The sequence below is a fragment of the Mesobacillus sp. LC4 genome, from assembly GCF_053543455.1.
In genome coordinates, this window is sequence record NZ_JBGCUB010000003.1 from 322,641 (window position 1) to 338,238 (window position 15,598).

Annotated in this window: 16 protein-coding genes; 2 read left to right on the top strand and 14 right to left on the bottom strand. The window is 44.6% G+C overall.

Translation table 11 applies throughout. The annotated features are described in order from the left end of the window. Positions 1–18 precede the first annotated feature (18 nt). From AB5I83_RS12475 to AB5I83_RS12520, 10 genes are all read right to left on the bottom strand, one after another. Positions 19–780 (bottom strand): iron ABC transporter ATP-binding protein, encoded by a 762-nt coding sequence (locus AB5I83_RS12475; protein WP_448975777.1) that lies wholly within the window; start codon positions 778–780, stop codon positions 19–21. Then, positions 777–1,727 carry an iron chelate uptake ABC transporter family permease subunit gene (locus tag AB5I83_RS12480; RefSeq protein WP_448975779.1) on the bottom strand — a complete coding sequence of 317 codons (951 nt, stop codon included), beginning with the start codon at positions 1,725–1,727 and terminating at the stop codon, positions 777–779. Before AB5I83_RS12480 ends, AB5I83_RS12475 begins: the two co-directional genes overlap by 4 nt. After that, a complete protein-coding gene (locus tag AB5I83_RS12485) occupies positions 1,720–2,670 on the bottom strand; it encodes an ABC transporter permease (RefSeq protein ID WP_448975781.1) in 951 nt (316 codons plus the stop codon). Before AB5I83_RS12485 ends, AB5I83_RS12480 begins: the two co-directional genes overlap by 8 nt. 305 nt (positions 2,671–2,975) lie before the next feature. After that, complete coding sequence (locus AB5I83_RS12490; RefSeq protein ID WP_448975783.1) at positions 2,976–4,034, bottom strand: aromatic acid exporter family protein; 1,059 nt, start codon at positions 4,032–4,034, stop codon at positions 2,976–2,978. 88 nt (positions 4,035–4,122) lie between these two features. Beyond that, positions 4,123–4,812 (bottom strand): hypothetical protein, encoded by a 690-nt coding sequence (locus AB5I83_RS12495; RefSeq protein WP_448975785.1) that lies wholly within the window; start codon positions 4,810–4,812, stop codon positions 4,123–4,125. Continuing rightward, positions 4,809–5,561 (bottom strand): hypothetical protein, encoded by a 753-nt coding sequence (locus AB5I83_RS12500; protein WP_448975787.1) that lies wholly within the window; start codon positions 5,559–5,561, stop codon positions 4,809–4,811. Before AB5I83_RS12500 ends, AB5I83_RS12495 begins: the two co-directional genes overlap by 4 nt. Beyond that, positions 5,536–6,438 carry an ABC transporter ATP-binding protein gene (locus AB5I83_RS12505; protein WP_448975789.1) on the bottom strand — a complete coding sequence of 301 codons (903 nt, stop codon included), beginning with the start codon at positions 6,436–6,438 and terminating at the stop codon, positions 5,536–5,538. The genes AB5I83_RS12500 and AB5I83_RS12505 overlap by 26 nt, the downstream gene beginning before the upstream one ends. Beyond that, on the bottom strand, positions 6,438–6,821 hold the full coding sequence (locus tag AB5I83_RS12510) for a GntR family transcriptional regulator (protein ID WP_448975791.1): 384 nt from the start codon (positions 6,819–6,821) through the stop codon (positions 6,438–6,440). The genes AB5I83_RS12505 and AB5I83_RS12510 overlap by 1 nt, the downstream gene beginning before the upstream one ends. Positions 6,822–7,268: 447 nt before the next feature. Further along, positions 7,269–7,496, bottom strand: coding sequence for a hypothetical protein (locus AB5I83_RS12515; protein WP_448975793.1), 228 nt, complete (start codon positions 7,494–7,496; stop codon positions 7,269–7,271). 68 nt (positions 7,497–7,564) lie between these two features. Continuing rightward, the gene (locus AB5I83_RS12520; RefSeq protein ID WP_448975795.1) at positions 7,565–9,286 is read right to left on the bottom strand and encodes an ABC transporter ATP-binding protein; all 1,722 of its coding nucleotides are present in this window, start codon (positions 9,284–9,286) and stop codon (positions 7,565–7,567) included. A 180-nt stretch (positions 9,287–9,466) separates the two neighbouring features. On the opposite strand from AB5I83_RS12520, the gene AB5I83_RS12525 reads away from it, so the two are divergent. Further along, on the top strand, positions 9,467–9,943 hold the full coding sequence (locus AB5I83_RS12525; RefSeq protein WP_448975796.1) for a hypothetical protein: 477 nt from the start codon (positions 9,467–9,469) through the stop codon (positions 9,941–9,943). 57 nt (positions 9,944–10,000) lie between these two features. Here AB5I83_RS12525 and proC read toward each other — a convergent pair whose 3' ends face one another. Further along, positions 10,001–10,849, bottom strand: coding sequence for a pyrroline-5-carboxylate reductase (gene proC, locus AB5I83_RS12530; RefSeq protein WP_448975798.1), 849 nt, complete (start codon positions 10,847–10,849; stop codon positions 10,001–10,003). 240 nt (positions 10,850–11,089) lie between these two features. Here proC and AB5I83_RS12535 point away from each other — a divergent pair, with 240 nt between their 5' ends. Next, positions 11,090–12,157 carry a GIY-YIG nuclease family protein gene (locus AB5I83_RS12535; protein ID WP_448975800.1) on the top strand — a complete coding sequence of 356 codons (1,068 nt, stop codon included), beginning with the start codon at positions 11,090–11,092 and terminating at the stop codon, positions 12,155–12,157. Positions 12,158–12,189: 32 nt separating this feature from the next. Here the strand turns inward: AB5I83_RS12535 and AB5I83_RS12540 are convergent, their stop codons facing one another. The 3 genes from AB5I83_RS12540 to AB5I83_RS12550 form a co-directional block, all read right to left on the bottom strand. After that, a complete protein-coding gene (locus tag AB5I83_RS12540; RefSeq protein ID WP_448975802.1) occupies positions 12,190–13,590 on the bottom strand; it encodes a HAMP domain-containing sensor histidine kinase in 1,401 nt (466 codons plus the stop codon). Next, a complete protein-coding gene (locus AB5I83_RS12545) occupies positions 13,574–14,260 on the bottom strand; it encodes a response regulator transcription factor (protein ID WP_448975804.1) in 687 nt (228 codons plus the stop codon). The genes AB5I83_RS12540 and AB5I83_RS12545 overlap by 17 nt, the downstream gene beginning before the upstream one ends. Positions 14,261–14,361: 101 nt before the next feature. Continuing rightward, complete coding sequence (locus AB5I83_RS12550; RefSeq protein WP_448975806.1) at positions 14,362–15,438, bottom strand: hypothetical protein; 1,077 nt, start codon at positions 15,436–15,438, stop codon at positions 14,362–14,364. Positions 15,439–15,598 lie beyond the last annotated feature (160 nt).

Below are 15,598 nucleotides of genomic sequence, written 5' to 3' on the forward strand. Positions count from 1 at the left end.
AGTTAATCTCCCCTTTTACTAAGAATTAAAATAAACGCAGATCCGGCAATTGTTCATTTCCTGGATCGGAATATCCATATCGTAAATTTCTTTTAAGGCATCAGATTGGATGATTTCCCTCGTTGGGCCATCCCTGACGACTTTTCCATCCTTCAGTGCGACGATGCGATCCGAATAGACGGAGGCAAAGTTGATGTCATGCAGGACGATGACGACCGTTTTACCAAGATCATCGACAAGCTGGCGAAGGATTTTCATGATCTGGACCGAATGCTTCATGTCCAGGTTATTTAACGGTTCATCGAGCAGGATGTACTCTGTATCCTGGGCAATGACCATCGCGATGAACGCACGCTGCTTCTGACCGCCTGACAGCTCGTCGAGGTAACTGTCCTGCATCTCGGTCAGATGCATGTAGTCAATCGCCTGGTCGACGAACCGCTCATCCTCCTCGGTCAGCCTCCCTTTTGAGTAAGGGAACCTACCAAACGAAACGAGCTCTCGAATCGTCAGGCGGACATTCATGTAATTCGACTGCTTCAAAATCGAGACGACCTTGGAAAATTCATTCGACTTCATCTTCCGGACATCGGTTTGGTCGATGAGCACTTCCCCTGAATCAGCATCAAGCAGCCGGCTGACCATCGAAAGCAGCGTCGACTTTCCGGCGCCATTTGGCCCGATGAACGAAGTGATCTGGCCTCTCTGGATGTTGACAGTCACATCTTCAACGACACTCTTTTTTCCGTAAAATTTGGACAGTGAACGAACTGAAATCATGAGGATCGACTCTCCTTCAGCAGTAAGTAGATGAAATAGACGCCACCGACGAAGTTGATGATGACACTAAGCGTGGTGGAGAAGGTGAATACTCTTTCCACGACCCATTGGCCGCCAACTAGGGAAATCACACTGATTAAAATTGCTCCGCTGATCAGGACGCTGTGCTTGTATGTTTTGAAAGCTTGATAGGATAGATTCGCAACAATCAAGCCTAAAAAAGTCAGCGGGCCGACAAGAGCGGTGGAAATCGAGATGAATACGGCAACGAGCACGAGCATTTTTTTTACAATAGAATCATAGGAAACTCCCAGATTAATCGCATTCTCCCTGCCGAGCGAGAGCACGTCGAGATAGGCTGTGAACCTCCAGGCATACATGATCAGCAGGACAATCAGGGCAATGGCAAGCCACACCAGGTCGGTGTTGATGTTGTTGAAGCTGGCAAACATTCTGTCCTGGACCACCTGGAACTCGTTAGGGTCGATCAGCACCTGAAGGAATGTCGTAATACTCGAGAAGAAGGTGCCGACGATGATTCCAACCAGCAGCAAGAAGTAGATTGGTTGACTTCCTTTTTTAAAAAGAAGCCGGTAAAGCAGCAAGGCAAACACAACCATGATAGCCACTGTTAAAATGAAGTTCACCTGTTTATTGACTACTGTTACATGGCCAGAGCCGAGGAAGAAAATCAGCACAGTCTGCAGCAGCATGTAAAGAGAATCCAGTCCGATGATGCTTGGTGTCAGGATGCGATTGTGGCTGATCGTCTGGAATACGACGGTTGAATAGGCAATTGCTACTCCGGTGATCACCATCGCCGCCACCTTCATCGCCCGCTTAGGCAGGGCATAATCGAAGCTGCCATTCAGGTCATGGAACAAATACAACGCGCTCGCACCCATTGCGATTAAAACTAGGAGGATTAATTTGACTGAATTACGCATATGCCTTCCTCCTAACCAACAGGTACAAGAAAATTCCGCTGCCGATGACGCCGACCATCAGGGAAATCGAAATCTCATAAGGATAGATCAGCACGCGTCCCAGGATGTCCGTCACCAGGAGGAAATTCGCTCCCAGCAATGCGGTATGCGGCAATGTTTTTTGCAAATGGTCGCCTTTGAAAATCGAAATGATATTCGGGATGATCAGCCCGAGGAAAGGAATCATTCCGACCGTCAGAACCACGGTGGCCGTAATCAGCGCGACAAGGATCAATCCGATGTTGACGACCCGTTTGTACGCGAGTCCCAGGTTCTTCGAAAAATCTTCTCCCATTCCTGCCACCGTGAAGCGATTGGCGAATAAATAGGCAATCACCAGGATGGGAATGCTTATGTACAGCAGCTCATAGCGCCCCTTCATGATCATCGAAAAATCACCCTGCAGCCACGCGGACATATTCTGGATGACATCTGCTTTGTAAGCAAAGAATGTCGATATGGATGATAGGATATTACCCAGCATCATCCCGACAAGCGGAATGAAAATCGCGTCCTTGAACTTAATCCGGTCAAGGATTTGCATGAACAAAAATGTTCCTGCCAGTGCGAATACGAACGCAATCAGCATTTTCTCCATCGTGGACGCGTTTGCAAAAAACAGCATCGAAACGAGAATGCCCAATCTCGTCGCATCGAGCGTGCCCGCCGTCGTCGGTGATACGAACTTATTGCGGCTAAGCTGCTGCATGATCAAACCGGCAATGCTCATCCCCGCGCCGGCAAGCAGGATGGCAACTAAACGCGGTACCCTGCTGATCAGGAAGATTTCCGTTGCTTCCGATTGAAAATCAAGCAGTTCCATCGGCGTTATGCTGCTGACTCCCACAAACAGGGAGAGCAATGAAAGGATGATCAAAGATGTAATTAAGTAACGCTTTTTCATTTTCTGTGCTCCTACTCTGTATCGATAGATAATGATAATCATTATCAGTTAACCTATTTAAATATTAAATCGTTATCATAAATAATGTCAATAGATAAATGAGAATTTTTTTCAATTAGATTGAGAAATTGTGGGAACATGTCATGAAAATTATTAGATTTTATATAAACTCTATGGTTTTGTGGCAGGTCTTGCTCCTCCATTAGATTAGCAATTTTCCGTTGACAGCTTTACTTGTTTTTCAGGCAAACCTGTCTTAAGTACCCAGGGTCGAGCGAAATCTCCTCAAACAAAAAAAGCCCCGATCAGGAGCTTATTTCCAATGACTTTTCAATCAATTTTTGATGCCGGATTTCAAACTTGTGAATTTGGTTCAACTCTTCCAGCAGGTCGTGAATTGAAACGAGTTCATAATAGATGACCGTTTCTTCGGAAAACCGGTGGGATTTTGCCTCACGCTCGTCTACTTCATGTCTCAATAGTTCCAGCAGTTTTTTGACGATGGCATCATGAGATTCATCCATTGCGAAATCAGGATCTTGGAAGGCTGACTTGATTGATTTCACCATGTTTTCGACGACCTGTGCTTTTGTCTCGGGCAAGTGCATCGACGGAACAGAAACGAGATTACCAACATGATAATGGACTTGTCTCATAATCGTCAGTTTCTTGAATTCATAGTGGATATTCCGCATGTCTTTCCGGTCGAATTGGTGCAGCTTCCATTCTTTCTTCTGATACTTGCACAGTGTTTCGATTGCTTCCATGTCTTTCAGGATTTTCAGGAAGTCAGCCCGTGTTTCTCGGTGCAAAGGCTGGTGTTTGGTGATTTCCGTTCCTCTGCCTTCTATCAGGTCACCCGTTTCCACAATCAGGCGCTGGATTTTTGACTTGATCGATTTTGAATAATCCGGTCGGATCACTAGCAGGTTTACTAGGGTCGACACTGTCAGTCCGGTCAAAGTTGTTCCAAGACGGATGAAAAAGCTGGACAGATAGTGGTCATGGACAGTAGAAATCATGGCGACGCCGGTCAGGACTGCTACGAGTGCTCCATCTTGAAGTCTCAGCCTGTGACAGGCAATAATCGTCGCGACGGCCACGAGCATGTAGGTTAGCGGACTGTCTCCGAATGCAAAGTTGAAGACGACCGAAAAAGCCGCACCTATTGCTGATGCCGGGAATCTCACATATGCTTTTCTTATTGAATCTGCCGCGGTCGGTTCGATCGTTACAATCGCTGTAATCACGGCAAACATCGGCGGCCAGCCTAACAGCTCACAGATCAATGCCGTAATGAACACAGCAATTCCCGTCTTCAGAACCCTTCCACCGACAAAATTGAATTTTTTCAGTATAGCCATTTTGCATTCCTCATTTATCATTACATACACTCATTATACCGTATGGCCCCCAGATATGAAAAAGAGCCCCAAAAACGGGGCTCCTGAATTAGTTGATCACATATCCGTCTCCGCGGACATCAGTATCAGCTGGGACAGTGATATAAATGAAATCCAATCCTTGCATCATTCCATAACCGCCGTTGAACTGCTCTCCATCTTCACTGAATTGGGTGAATGGAAAAGCGTTCGTGAACTTTACGAGTTTTATATTCACATGGTCAGCCGGAAAGACTTTTAAAGTTGATTCACTTAGTTCTAAAACTGGTGATTTGAAGCGATCGGTTATATCAATATTATCAACATAGGAATAGGTGGAGTAATGAGTCGCTTCGACTTTCCCCTCAAGAGAATCAACCTTTTCAATGAAGATCATGACATTCTGGCCCATGAACTCTATGTCCAGTTGCTTGCCGTTAAGCGAAAAATCCCATTTCTCTTTTTTGGTCAGACCCTCTGCCTCTTCAATCATTCCAGATTCAACTATAGAATAAATATCGCTATTCAACCGATCATTTTCTGCTAATTCCTCATCAGTCAAATACTCTGCTTCCAGAGTACCCTCCACTGGCACAATGGATGCTAGAATTCCTGCTACTAGCAGAATAACCAGGTATCCTGTAAAAACCTTGGTGATCCCGCTTCCGTTTAGGAATCTGGCACCTGCAATCCCCTTGGAAAAACTTCCGAAACTTAACATTAAAAGTAAAACAAAAAATACCAAGATGAAAAGACTCATTTTCTCACCTCCAGGCTATTCGAGATCCAGGCCGCTGCGCCATAAAGGAGCGAGGATGTGAGAAGCACTTTTACAAAAAACAGTATAAAAGAAGTTTCTCTCACAAAAATTTGGCCAATGTCAATTACAAGGGTAGACTCACTTTCTAGTAATACATTCATAAATATGCTGCCAAACAGGAGTGCAGGGAGAATAATCATAAAAATTCTGTTCCTTTGAACCAGCATTCCGACCAGATAGCCCATCGCCGTGAACAAGAGCAGATAAAGGATGGTGGCACCCAGTCCTTCTCCCATTTGCAGCACGGTCATTGGCTGGCTTTCAATGAATTCCCGGTTCTGCTGAAATAATATTGCGAGTTTCAGTGATTGGCTTGCTAGTAAAAATGTAACTCCGCCGATGATACTTGCCCAGCCTAGGAACAGGATATTCGATAAGTGGCTGCTGAGCCTGTTGGCCACAAAAGAGTAATCATCATAACGATACGCCTGGGTGGTAACAACAATTGCTGAGATGAAAGCCCAGATCATCATAAAAGCGAGGATGAAGTTGCCAGAGTAATAGTTTGAATCATAACTGAAAGTCTCCGTGCTTCCTCCGCTGCCTCCTTCTCCTCCTAGCGAAAAAAGAATTCCAATGACTTGCAGCATCATTAAGGAAGTGAATACTCCCCGGTAAGATTTCAACTTAAAACGAAATTGCTTTTTTACGACATCCCAAAGGCTAACCTTTGTTAAATACATCATCAATCCCGCCTTTCTCCTGGCTCGTCAAGTACAGACAGAGGTCTTCGTTAGAAATCGTAGAGAACTCAAGGCCGTTTTTCATCGCTGTGGCGATCTGGTCATCAGATAGATCATTGCGAATCACTGCATAGATCCTTCCGAATTCAGCATTGCTTTTGTGGAATACCTCGTGGCCGCGCAGCCATTTTTTCATCCCTTCCTCTTTACCGCTGACAACCACCGCATATTCACGCAGTTCTTCAATTGGCATATGCAAAAATTGCTTGCCATCCTTCAGGAGCAGGATGTCTTCGAGGATATCCTCCACCTCGTTCAAGTGATGGCTTGAAATGATGATCGTCCGGGGATTGGCGATATAGTCTTTCAAAAGCGCTCGGTAAAAATCCTTCCTGACTCCCGCATCCATTCCGTTAGTTGGCTCATCAAAAATGGTCAACGGGCATCTTGCCGCCAGACCTATAATCGCATTGAAGGTATTCCGCATACCCTTTGATAGCCCGGCATGAGTCTGCTTCGGATCGAGGCGGAAATAATCCAGCAGATTTCGCGCCAATTTCATATCCCAGTTATGATAAAAATCACCCGCTGTTTCCAACAACTCCCCGAGATTCAATGCAGCAGGCAAATTCATGTCATTATCAACCATGATCATGTTGGCAGACACCGTTAGATTATTGAATGGATTCTCTCCGAACACTCTGATCTCGCCTGAACTCTCACGCATGAAACCAGCCGCGATTTTCAGCATCGTCGTCTTTCCTGCCCCATTCCTGCCGATCAGGCCAGTAATCTTATTTTCACCGAGGGAAAACGAAAGATTATCCAACGCGTTTTTCTTTCCATATGTTTTGGTTACATTTTCGAACTCCAGTACACTCATCACGATTCCCCCTTCATATCCCGTTTGGCTTCCTGGATCATCTGCATCAATTCCTCTTCTGTCACCTTGAGATGCTCCGCTTCCCGCACCAACTCAGCCACCAATGACTTCAATGTCTGGTTCCTCCGTTTCGCCATGATTATCTTCTTCGCATCCTCCGATACGAACATCCCGAGACCGCGCTTTTTATAAACAATGTTTTCATCCGCCAAAATATTCAACCCTTTTGCCGCTGTCGCCGGATTGATATTCAGCATTTCCGCAAGCTGATATTGTGAAAAAACCTTTTCATCCCTTTTGATACTCTCGCTGAGAATCTCCGTCTCCAGCCACTCAGCAATTTGGACATAAATCGGTTTCATGCTATCTGAATTAAGGATCAATCCCGCACCTCCTTTAACAGGCTATATAGTGCATTACTGTTGTAATGTACTATATAACATATTATGCAAGATCACAAGGGATATTTAACCAATTTTAAGAAATTTTTCAGATAAGGACTTAATTGGGTGAATAAATGAAGCCGGTAGAAATGGGTAAAATCCTTCCGCCAACAAAAAGCTGGTTAAATGAATGCTATTAATCCCCATTTAGTGGGAATTAGTTGACGTTCCCCCTCCTATTTGAACGGCCTACGGGTTATTGCACCGATAACTGCGATAATTGCACCGTCAAGTGTAATAATTGCACGGTTGATCGGCGCAATTGCACGGTCATAGAGATTAATTGCACCGTTTAGTAAGATAATTGCACCTTCATCCTAAATTTGGATAAAATGATGACCTCTCCCACATAAAAAAACCCCCTCGCATTTCACGAGAGGGCAAATTCTATAAAACTTTTTTGTCCAAAGGGCTTTCAATCTTCATCAGTTCAAGCTTCATCTTTTCCGTTTCTAACAGGTAATTTTCATGCTTCAATCTCTCGAGTTCGATTTCGTCTTTGATCATGTTGTGTTTGATTTTGGCTACTTTTTGATAATGGCTTGTTACAATGGCGACAAGCGGAATCGAAAACACCATAATGATACCTAAAGCCCCTGTCAAAGCTCCTGTCATGAAACTTCACTCCAACTCTCTCATGATTTTACTCTTATCATATCAAATACAGGAAAAATAAACCAACCCTAAATGGATGTTTCGAATTGGACCTTATGCAGGCTCGCGAAGATGCCTCCCTGTTCAATCAGTTCATCATGACTGCCTTGCTCGGCGATCCCGTCCTCCGTGACAACGACAATTCTGTCGGCACTTTTGATCGTTGCCAGCCTGTGCGCGATGACTAGTGTCGTTCGGTTCTTCGATAATTCTCCAAGCGCTTTTTGAATGATTCTTTCGGTCTCGGTATCAAGTGCTGATGTCGCTTCATCGAGGATCAGGATCGGCGGGTTTTTCAGGAACATACGCGCAATCGCAATTCGCTGTTTCTGTCCACCCGACAGCTTCAGGCCGCGTTCTCCAATCTGCGTCTCATAGCCATCTGGCAAAGCAGCAATGAAATCTTCCAGATGCGCTTGTTTCGCGGCTCTGACGATATCCTCATGCGTAGCCCTAAGTGAGCCGTAGGCAATATTCTCACGCAGTGTTCCTGTAAAAAGGAATACATCCTGCTGGACAATCCCGATTTGCGAGCGCAGGGATTTCTTCGTCATCTCGCGGATATCGATGCCATCGATTGTGATGCTGCCGCTGTTCACATCGTAAAAGCGGGGGATCAATGAACAAATCGTCGTTTTCCCTGCACCAGAAGGACCGACAAACGCGACTGTTTCACCATGGTTAATTCTCAGATTGATTCCTTCCAAAACCGGTTTATTTTCATCATAGCTGAAGGTAACATCGCTGAATTCAATATTTCCTTTTAAACTAGTGACCTCAATTGCATCTTCCCTGTCCAAAACATCCGGACTCTGGTCCATCAGCTCGGTAAACCGTTTGAAACCTGCCATCCCTTTCGGATACAGTTCCAGGATGGCACTGATTTTATCGATTGGCTTAAAAAGTACGTTCACATACAAGACGAACCCTACCAGTTCTCCATAACTCAAGGTCCCCTGGAAACTCAGCCACGCACCATACACGAGAACAACAAGGACAATCAGCCTTGTCAGCATATAAATACTGGACGAACTAAAGGACATCACCTTATAGGCACTCAATTTGGCACGGCGGAACTTGCGGTTATTCTTTGTGAATCTCTCAATCTCGAAGTCTTCATTTGTAAAAGACTGGACCACCCTGATTCCGGAAACACTGTCCTCCACCCTGGCATTCACATCAGCAATGTCTGTGTACATATTCTTCCATGCTGTGTTCATTTTTAGATTGGAATAGGTAATTAGCCAGATCAGGAATGGCACGATGATCATCGTCGTCAATGCCAGATTGACATTGATTGTCAGCATGATCCAGAACGCGCCGACGAAGGTCATCACTGCAATGAATAAGTCCTCTGGTCCGTGGTGCGCCAACTCTCCCAGGTCAAAAAGATCATTGGTGATCCTGCTCATGATATGTCCGGTTTTCGTATTATCGAAAAAGCGGAATGATTGCTTCTGTACATGCTGGAACAGCTGCTGCCTCATATCTGTCTCAATATTGATTCCCAGCTTGTGGCCCCAGTAATTGACGATGAATTGCAGCAATGTGCTGATGATATACAACAGCAGCAGCCCGACGCTTACAGTAACAATCATATTCCAGTTTCCGCCGGGCAGCAGTGTATCAATGAACCATTGCACGGCAAGCGGAAAAGCAAGTTCCAACAAAGCAACAATCACCGCACTGCTGAAGTCAATGATGAATAGCCGCCGATGAGGGCGGTAATAAGTAAAAAATCTCCGTATCATTTTCGTTTCTCCTTTAATATCTTCAAGTGATTATATGCCAAACAATGCTACTTTTTCAATAATTACGAAAACTTTCTTTCAGAAGAAAACTCTATTTCGTTTATTTTATTCACGGTTAATTTTACTAATTTATGGATAGTTTATAGATAGAATTGAAAGTAGTTGAGGTGAGGACATCGGATGATTTCAAAGAGGCATTTCCTGTTTAATCTTGTAATGATTTTTGTTCCATGGCTATCGTTATTGTTCATCGGCAAAAGAAGCTTTAAACGATACTCTGCTGCCGGAGTTTTTATCATTATTTTTGAAATCATCAACCATATGTATGGGCACAAGCGGAACTGGTGGAAGTTTTACAATAAACGAAAGTCATTCCTCAGGGATGAACTACCATTCAGCATCGGACCTTATATGCCACTATCAATGTGGCTCTTGAAAAATTCTTATGGGGATTTCAAAAGGTTCATCAGACTGAATGCCATTGCAGACGGCATTTTCGCATTCTTTTTCATCCATGTGCTGAAAAAACTCAAGATCGTAAGACTGAAGAGATTAAGCCCTATCCAGTTCTTTTTCTATCTTCATTACAAAGCATACTTATTGTATGGCTTTCAGTACCTCTACGAAAAATGGCGGGGTTACCGTTTGTATATGTAAAAAGCTCCCGGCTTCATTAGCCGGGAGCTTTTGTTTTTTAATTTAAGGATTGATTTGTTATGAAGGGACGAGAACGCCTTCGAGTTCTTTATTGATCTCTTTTGAGCGGTTCGCCGCATGGTTGACGGCCTGGGAGATCGCCGTACCGCCATTGTACTTCCTTAACGCATTCAGGCCCGATGCTGTCGTTCCATTCGGGGAGGTGACGTTTTTCCTGAGCACCTCTGGCGTTTCGTCTTTTTCGATGATCATTTTTGCTGCACCAAGGATGGTCTGGGCAATGATTTCACGGGCCATTTTTTCGTCCATGCCGTTTTCCTTGCCGACACGCTCCATATGCTCCATCAAGTAGTAAAAATAAGCAGGTCCGCTTCCGGCAAGGCCTGTGAAGATATCCATCTGCTCTTCTTCAATCAGGAACACTTTGCCCATGCTGCTTAAAAGTTCTTTTACATCCTCGATGTTTTCATTCGTTGTGTGCATCCCTGGTGAAATGGCAGTCGCTGATTCCTGTATCATGCTTGATGTATTCGGCATGACGCGGACAACCTGCTGGCCACTCTTAAGGTTTTCTTCCATGAAACCTGTTGAGATGCCTGCCAGAACGGACACGACCACCTGGCCGGGCACTAATTGATCCTTCAAAGCCTCTAGAGCACCTGCTGCTCCCTTTGGCTTCATCGCTAAAATAAACATATCTATTTCTGCGTATGGTAATTCATTCTGAGGCATCGCATTGATTCCGTATCTGGATTCCAGACGCTCCAGCTTCGCTGCATTGCTCTTGTTCGTCACATAAACATTTTCCGCACGCATCTTGCCTGATTTGACCACACCTGAAATCATTGCTTCCGCCATTGATCCTGCACCTAAAAATGCTACTTTTTTATGTTTTAACAACCGCATTCACCTCAAAATTTTTATTTCCGTTCGTTTTTTATCAACGTTACCTATAGTAACATCCTCAGAATTAGATTCAAGGAGATCGAGGCAATTCGGGAGCATACGGGCGAGATAGTGAATGAAAGCGGAAACATTTTAAAGAATTCCACCTTTATATGCTTCTAAAGAGCGCTCATCCCGTCTTATGCTAAAATATGAAGATATATAAGGATTCAGAAATAAGAGATAATTGAGGGATCGGACATGAATATAAAAGAAAAAGTCAAGAACCTTCCTTTTACTCCTGGTGTTTACCTTATGAAAGATTACAACGGTACAGTGATTTATGTCGGGAAAGCGAAAAGCCTCAAGAAGCGGGTCCAATCCTATTTTCAAAACTCTGCAGCCCATCCCCAAAAAATCAAGAAGATGGTCGCTAACATAAATGATTTTCATGTCCTGCATACTGATACGGAATTTGAGGCATTCATTCTTGAATGCAAACTTATCAAAGAACTGAAGCCACTTTTTAACAAGAAAATGAAGAGCCACCTTTCTTACTCTTATATTGCCATTAAGATGGACGGGCCTTTCCGGAAAATTTCGATCGTATCTGAAAAGTCCGATGATGGCGGAACGATTTATTTTGGACCCTATACCAGTCCCATTTATGTAAAAAAAGCAATTGAAAACTTTAAGGAGTATTTCAAAATAGACTGCATTCAACCCCTCAAGGGTTCTCCTTGCCTGAACTATACCCTGGGGAAGTGCAATGGTCTGTGTTTAGGCAGATCAGGGGTTGAGCAATACAATAGAATCGTGGAAAGGTTCATTTCTTTTCTCCAAGGTTCTGATACTGAGATTTTGGACGAACTAGAGCAGAAAATGAATCATGCCTCCGAAGAATTTAAATTTGAAGAAGCAGCAAAATACAGGAATTACATGAAGTCATTCTCCATCCTTTTGTATAAGGAAAATATGATTCAATTCACTGGAGGAAATAAGAATATTGTCGTGGGTGAATGGATCAACGACCGCACATTGAAGATCTTTCTTATCAAAGGGCATAAGGTTATTTTTAGTAAGGAATACCGTCCAGAGAAGTTTAGTCAGCTGACAGGGGAGATCAGGGACACCGTCTTAGAATCTTTTCAGCAGTGTGAGAAAAGAAAATCTGTCGTCATCGGCAAGGAGGAACTTGATGAAGCCCAAATCATCTATAGTTATTTAAATGGGGGCCATGCCAGATTCATCGTCATTCCAGATGAATGGCTGGATGGCAGTGAGAATGAGAAACTGGATAATTCCATTGATCATTTACTAAACGCTTAAACAGGGCTGCAAAGAAAGATGCAGCCCTTTTTCTATAATTCTTTTGGCCATAGTATTGAAAAAGTCGTACCGCTTGAATTGCTCTCCTTTAAAATCAACTCTGCCCCCAGCGAGCGGGCCAACATTTTGCTGAAAGGCAGGCCGAGGCCGAGACCCCTGACTTTCAGTTTTTTCTTCTCACCACGGAAGAAACGCTCAAACACCAGCGCCTGCTCAGCTTCCGGAATTCCCAAACCGGTATCTTTCACATCAATCCTTCCCTCTGAAAGAATGAGGGATACGCTGCCATCATGACCGATTGCCTGGTAGGAGTTATTCAATAAGTTAATCAGGATTTGCTGTAAGCGCAAAGGATCCGTTTCAGCATGTATGGAGTGGTCAGGCGTGATGACCATCAGATCAACAGGTTCATTTTGTGTGACTTGCCACTGCCTCCCGATATCCTCAACGAGTTTATTCATATCACAATCTTCTGTGCGAATCGTAAAAGCCCCGGCTGCCAATGAGTTGAATTCCAGCAGGTCTGAAATCATCGTTTGCAATCTTTGGATTTCTTTTAGGGTGATATCCAGAAACTCCTGGCGCTCTTCACCAGTCACGACTCCATCCCGCACAGCCTGGACGAGGCCGCTGATCGAGGTTACCGGCGTTTTCAGATCATGGGTGACCCCCGCGAGCAACTCTGCTCGCATTTGCTCCAGCTGGGTCAGACGGCTGGTCATTTCTTTAAAAGAAGTAACCAGTTCATACATTTCAAGTTCCTTTTGGTTTGAATCCAGCATGATGTCATAATCACCTTCCCGCACCTGTGCCGCTGCCCTCGCTACATCCTGGATTGGTTTCAGGATTCGTTTGGTAAGAAGATAAATGACAATCCATCCCAGCAAGCCAAGTCCCACCAGTAAAATCAGCAACAAACGGTATTCCTGGTCAACATCCGCCAAATCAGCAGCATTCTGCATAACGACAACCCATCCGGCCTGAAGCTCATCGATGGTGATGGGCGCTTTAACAACATAAATAGCTGTTCCATTTTCCATGACCCTTTGAATGCTGTCATCACTTGTTAGGATTTCCGAGGGAACATTTCTTGAAAGATGACGAGGGCCGCCCCCGCCGTGCATTGGGCCTGTGTTCAGGACATTCCCACCCATATCAGTAATGAAAAGCAGTGGCTGACTTTCCATTTCGAAAAATTTAGTCGGGTCTCCCATCCTTTTGTCAAAACCACCGAAATCGTCGGCCTGCGCGACCCGGTCGGCAGTTTCAACAGCCATGTATTCCATTAACTTCAACCGGTTTTCCAGTGTCGTTTCCTTTATCCACCACACCGAACCGGCACCGAGCAAAAGCAGCCCGCCAATCAGGGTCAGCAGGTATCTGGTTGTCCAATATCTCAACAATGGAACGCGCTTTTTATTTTTCGTAAACACTGAACTGATACCCCAATCCTCTTAATGTCCTGATCTCTCCCTGTGAAGCGGGCCAACCCGCCAGTGAATGGCGGATTCTTTTTATCGATAGATCTACTGCGCGATCGCTTCCGTCATAATCCATCCCCCAGACATTTTCAATCAAGTCTTCCCGGGTAAAGGTTCGATTGGGTCTCCCCGCAAGGAAAATCAGCAAGCTGAGATCTTTGGGCGTTAACACTACTTTTTCGCCATTGACCGAGACGACATGCGAATCCATATTGATCTTAAGGCTGCCAAACTGTTTCATGTTTTCCGTTTCAAGAACCTGGGAGGAACGGCGCAGCACGGCATTTACCCTGGCAACCACTTCTTCGCCAACGAACGGCTTGGAAATATAATCGTCCGCTCCCTGGTTCAGCCCTTTTAAGCGATAGTCAATGTCCCCCAGGGCAGTCAGCATAATGACGGGACAGGAGCTGATGTTTCGGATTTCCTTCAGAACATCCCAGCCATCCCTTTCAGGCAGCATCACATCCAGCAGAACAAGATCAGGCTGGTGCTTGGTAAAAAAATGGAGACCTTGTTTGCCATCGTACGCCTGGAGTATCTCATATCCTTCATGCTTCAGGTAAACTGCCAGCACTCTTGAGATCGTTTGTTCATCTTCTACTATTAATATGCTTTTCATCGCCGCCCCTCCCATCATCCTATATATTTGAACTTTTCTACTTCTTATCTTACAGGAAAAACCCCCGCTTGATATCGGGGGGCCCTTACTATTTAATGAAATTAAAATCCTCTTCCGCTGCCGCTATGGTGCATGCCGCCACGGCCACCTTTACCTCCGAAACCGCCATGTCCCATTCCGCCTTTATCTCCGCCATGTCCAAAACCACTGTCCATTCCGAAACCTCCGCCTTGTCCAAAACCACTGCCCAATCCGAAACCACCATCATGTCCAAAGCCCATTCCATGGCGCCCGAATCCATCTTCGAACAACTCATCTAGCTTATCAGCGTCCTTGGCTTGAATTTCCTCCATCAGCTGGCGTGTGTCTTTATCAGAAGTCGATATTCCCAATTCCTTCGCCAAGTTCAGGACTTTCTTTTCCTGCACTTCCTGGGCGATTTCACCGATTGTTTTGCCGTCAATCGTAATGTTCAGTTCTTTGGCATCTGCTTTTACTTTAGCAGACCGCACCTCCTGCGCAATGTCGCGGATATCCTTACCTTCTACTGCAATTCCATACTTTTTAGCCTGTTGATTGATATAAGCTGTATGAACTTCCTGCTGCAATGTCTGCAGGTCTTTTCCCTCAGTAGAAACACCCAGTTCCTTCGCTTTTTTATTCAAGTTCGCTGTCCGGATTTCTTCCATTAAAGTCTGTGCATCCTTGTTATCCGTTGAAACGCCCAGCTCTTTCGCTTCCTTCTTAAGGTTCTCTAGACGAATCGCATCGTGGAGGGCTGCGGCATCTTTTCCATCAGCAGAAATACCCAAATCCTTTGCTCTTTCCTTAAGATTCGCCAATTGGACTTCCTCAGCCAGCGTTGAGATATCCTTACCGTCTGTCTTGATCCCAAGTTCTTTTGCTTCATTCTTAATTGTCGCTTCACGAATTTCACCCATTAATGTTTGAGCATCTTTTCCTGATGTGCTGATGCCAAGATCCTTTGCCTTTTCGATCAGTACCTCTGAGTTCCCGCCGTAATATCCTTTATGGCCAAAGCCCTTACCAAAAAAACTTTTGACAGTGGTCGCAGCACTGCTTGTCGTACTGTCATCATTCGCCAACGATGTAGTTGCATACCCTCCAAGCAATAATGAACCTGCAATTGTGAAGCCAATAACTGATTTCTTTTTCATATCTGACATCCTCCTGTAAATCTTTCTTATTTAGATTCAAATTGGACATGAACCTTATACTTATAATTTACTCTGGTAATATGTCAGCAAAATGTCAGATGCAATATTTTTTTAAAATAATATGGATTGCTAAAGGAGATTTCACTGCAAAACAGTGCTT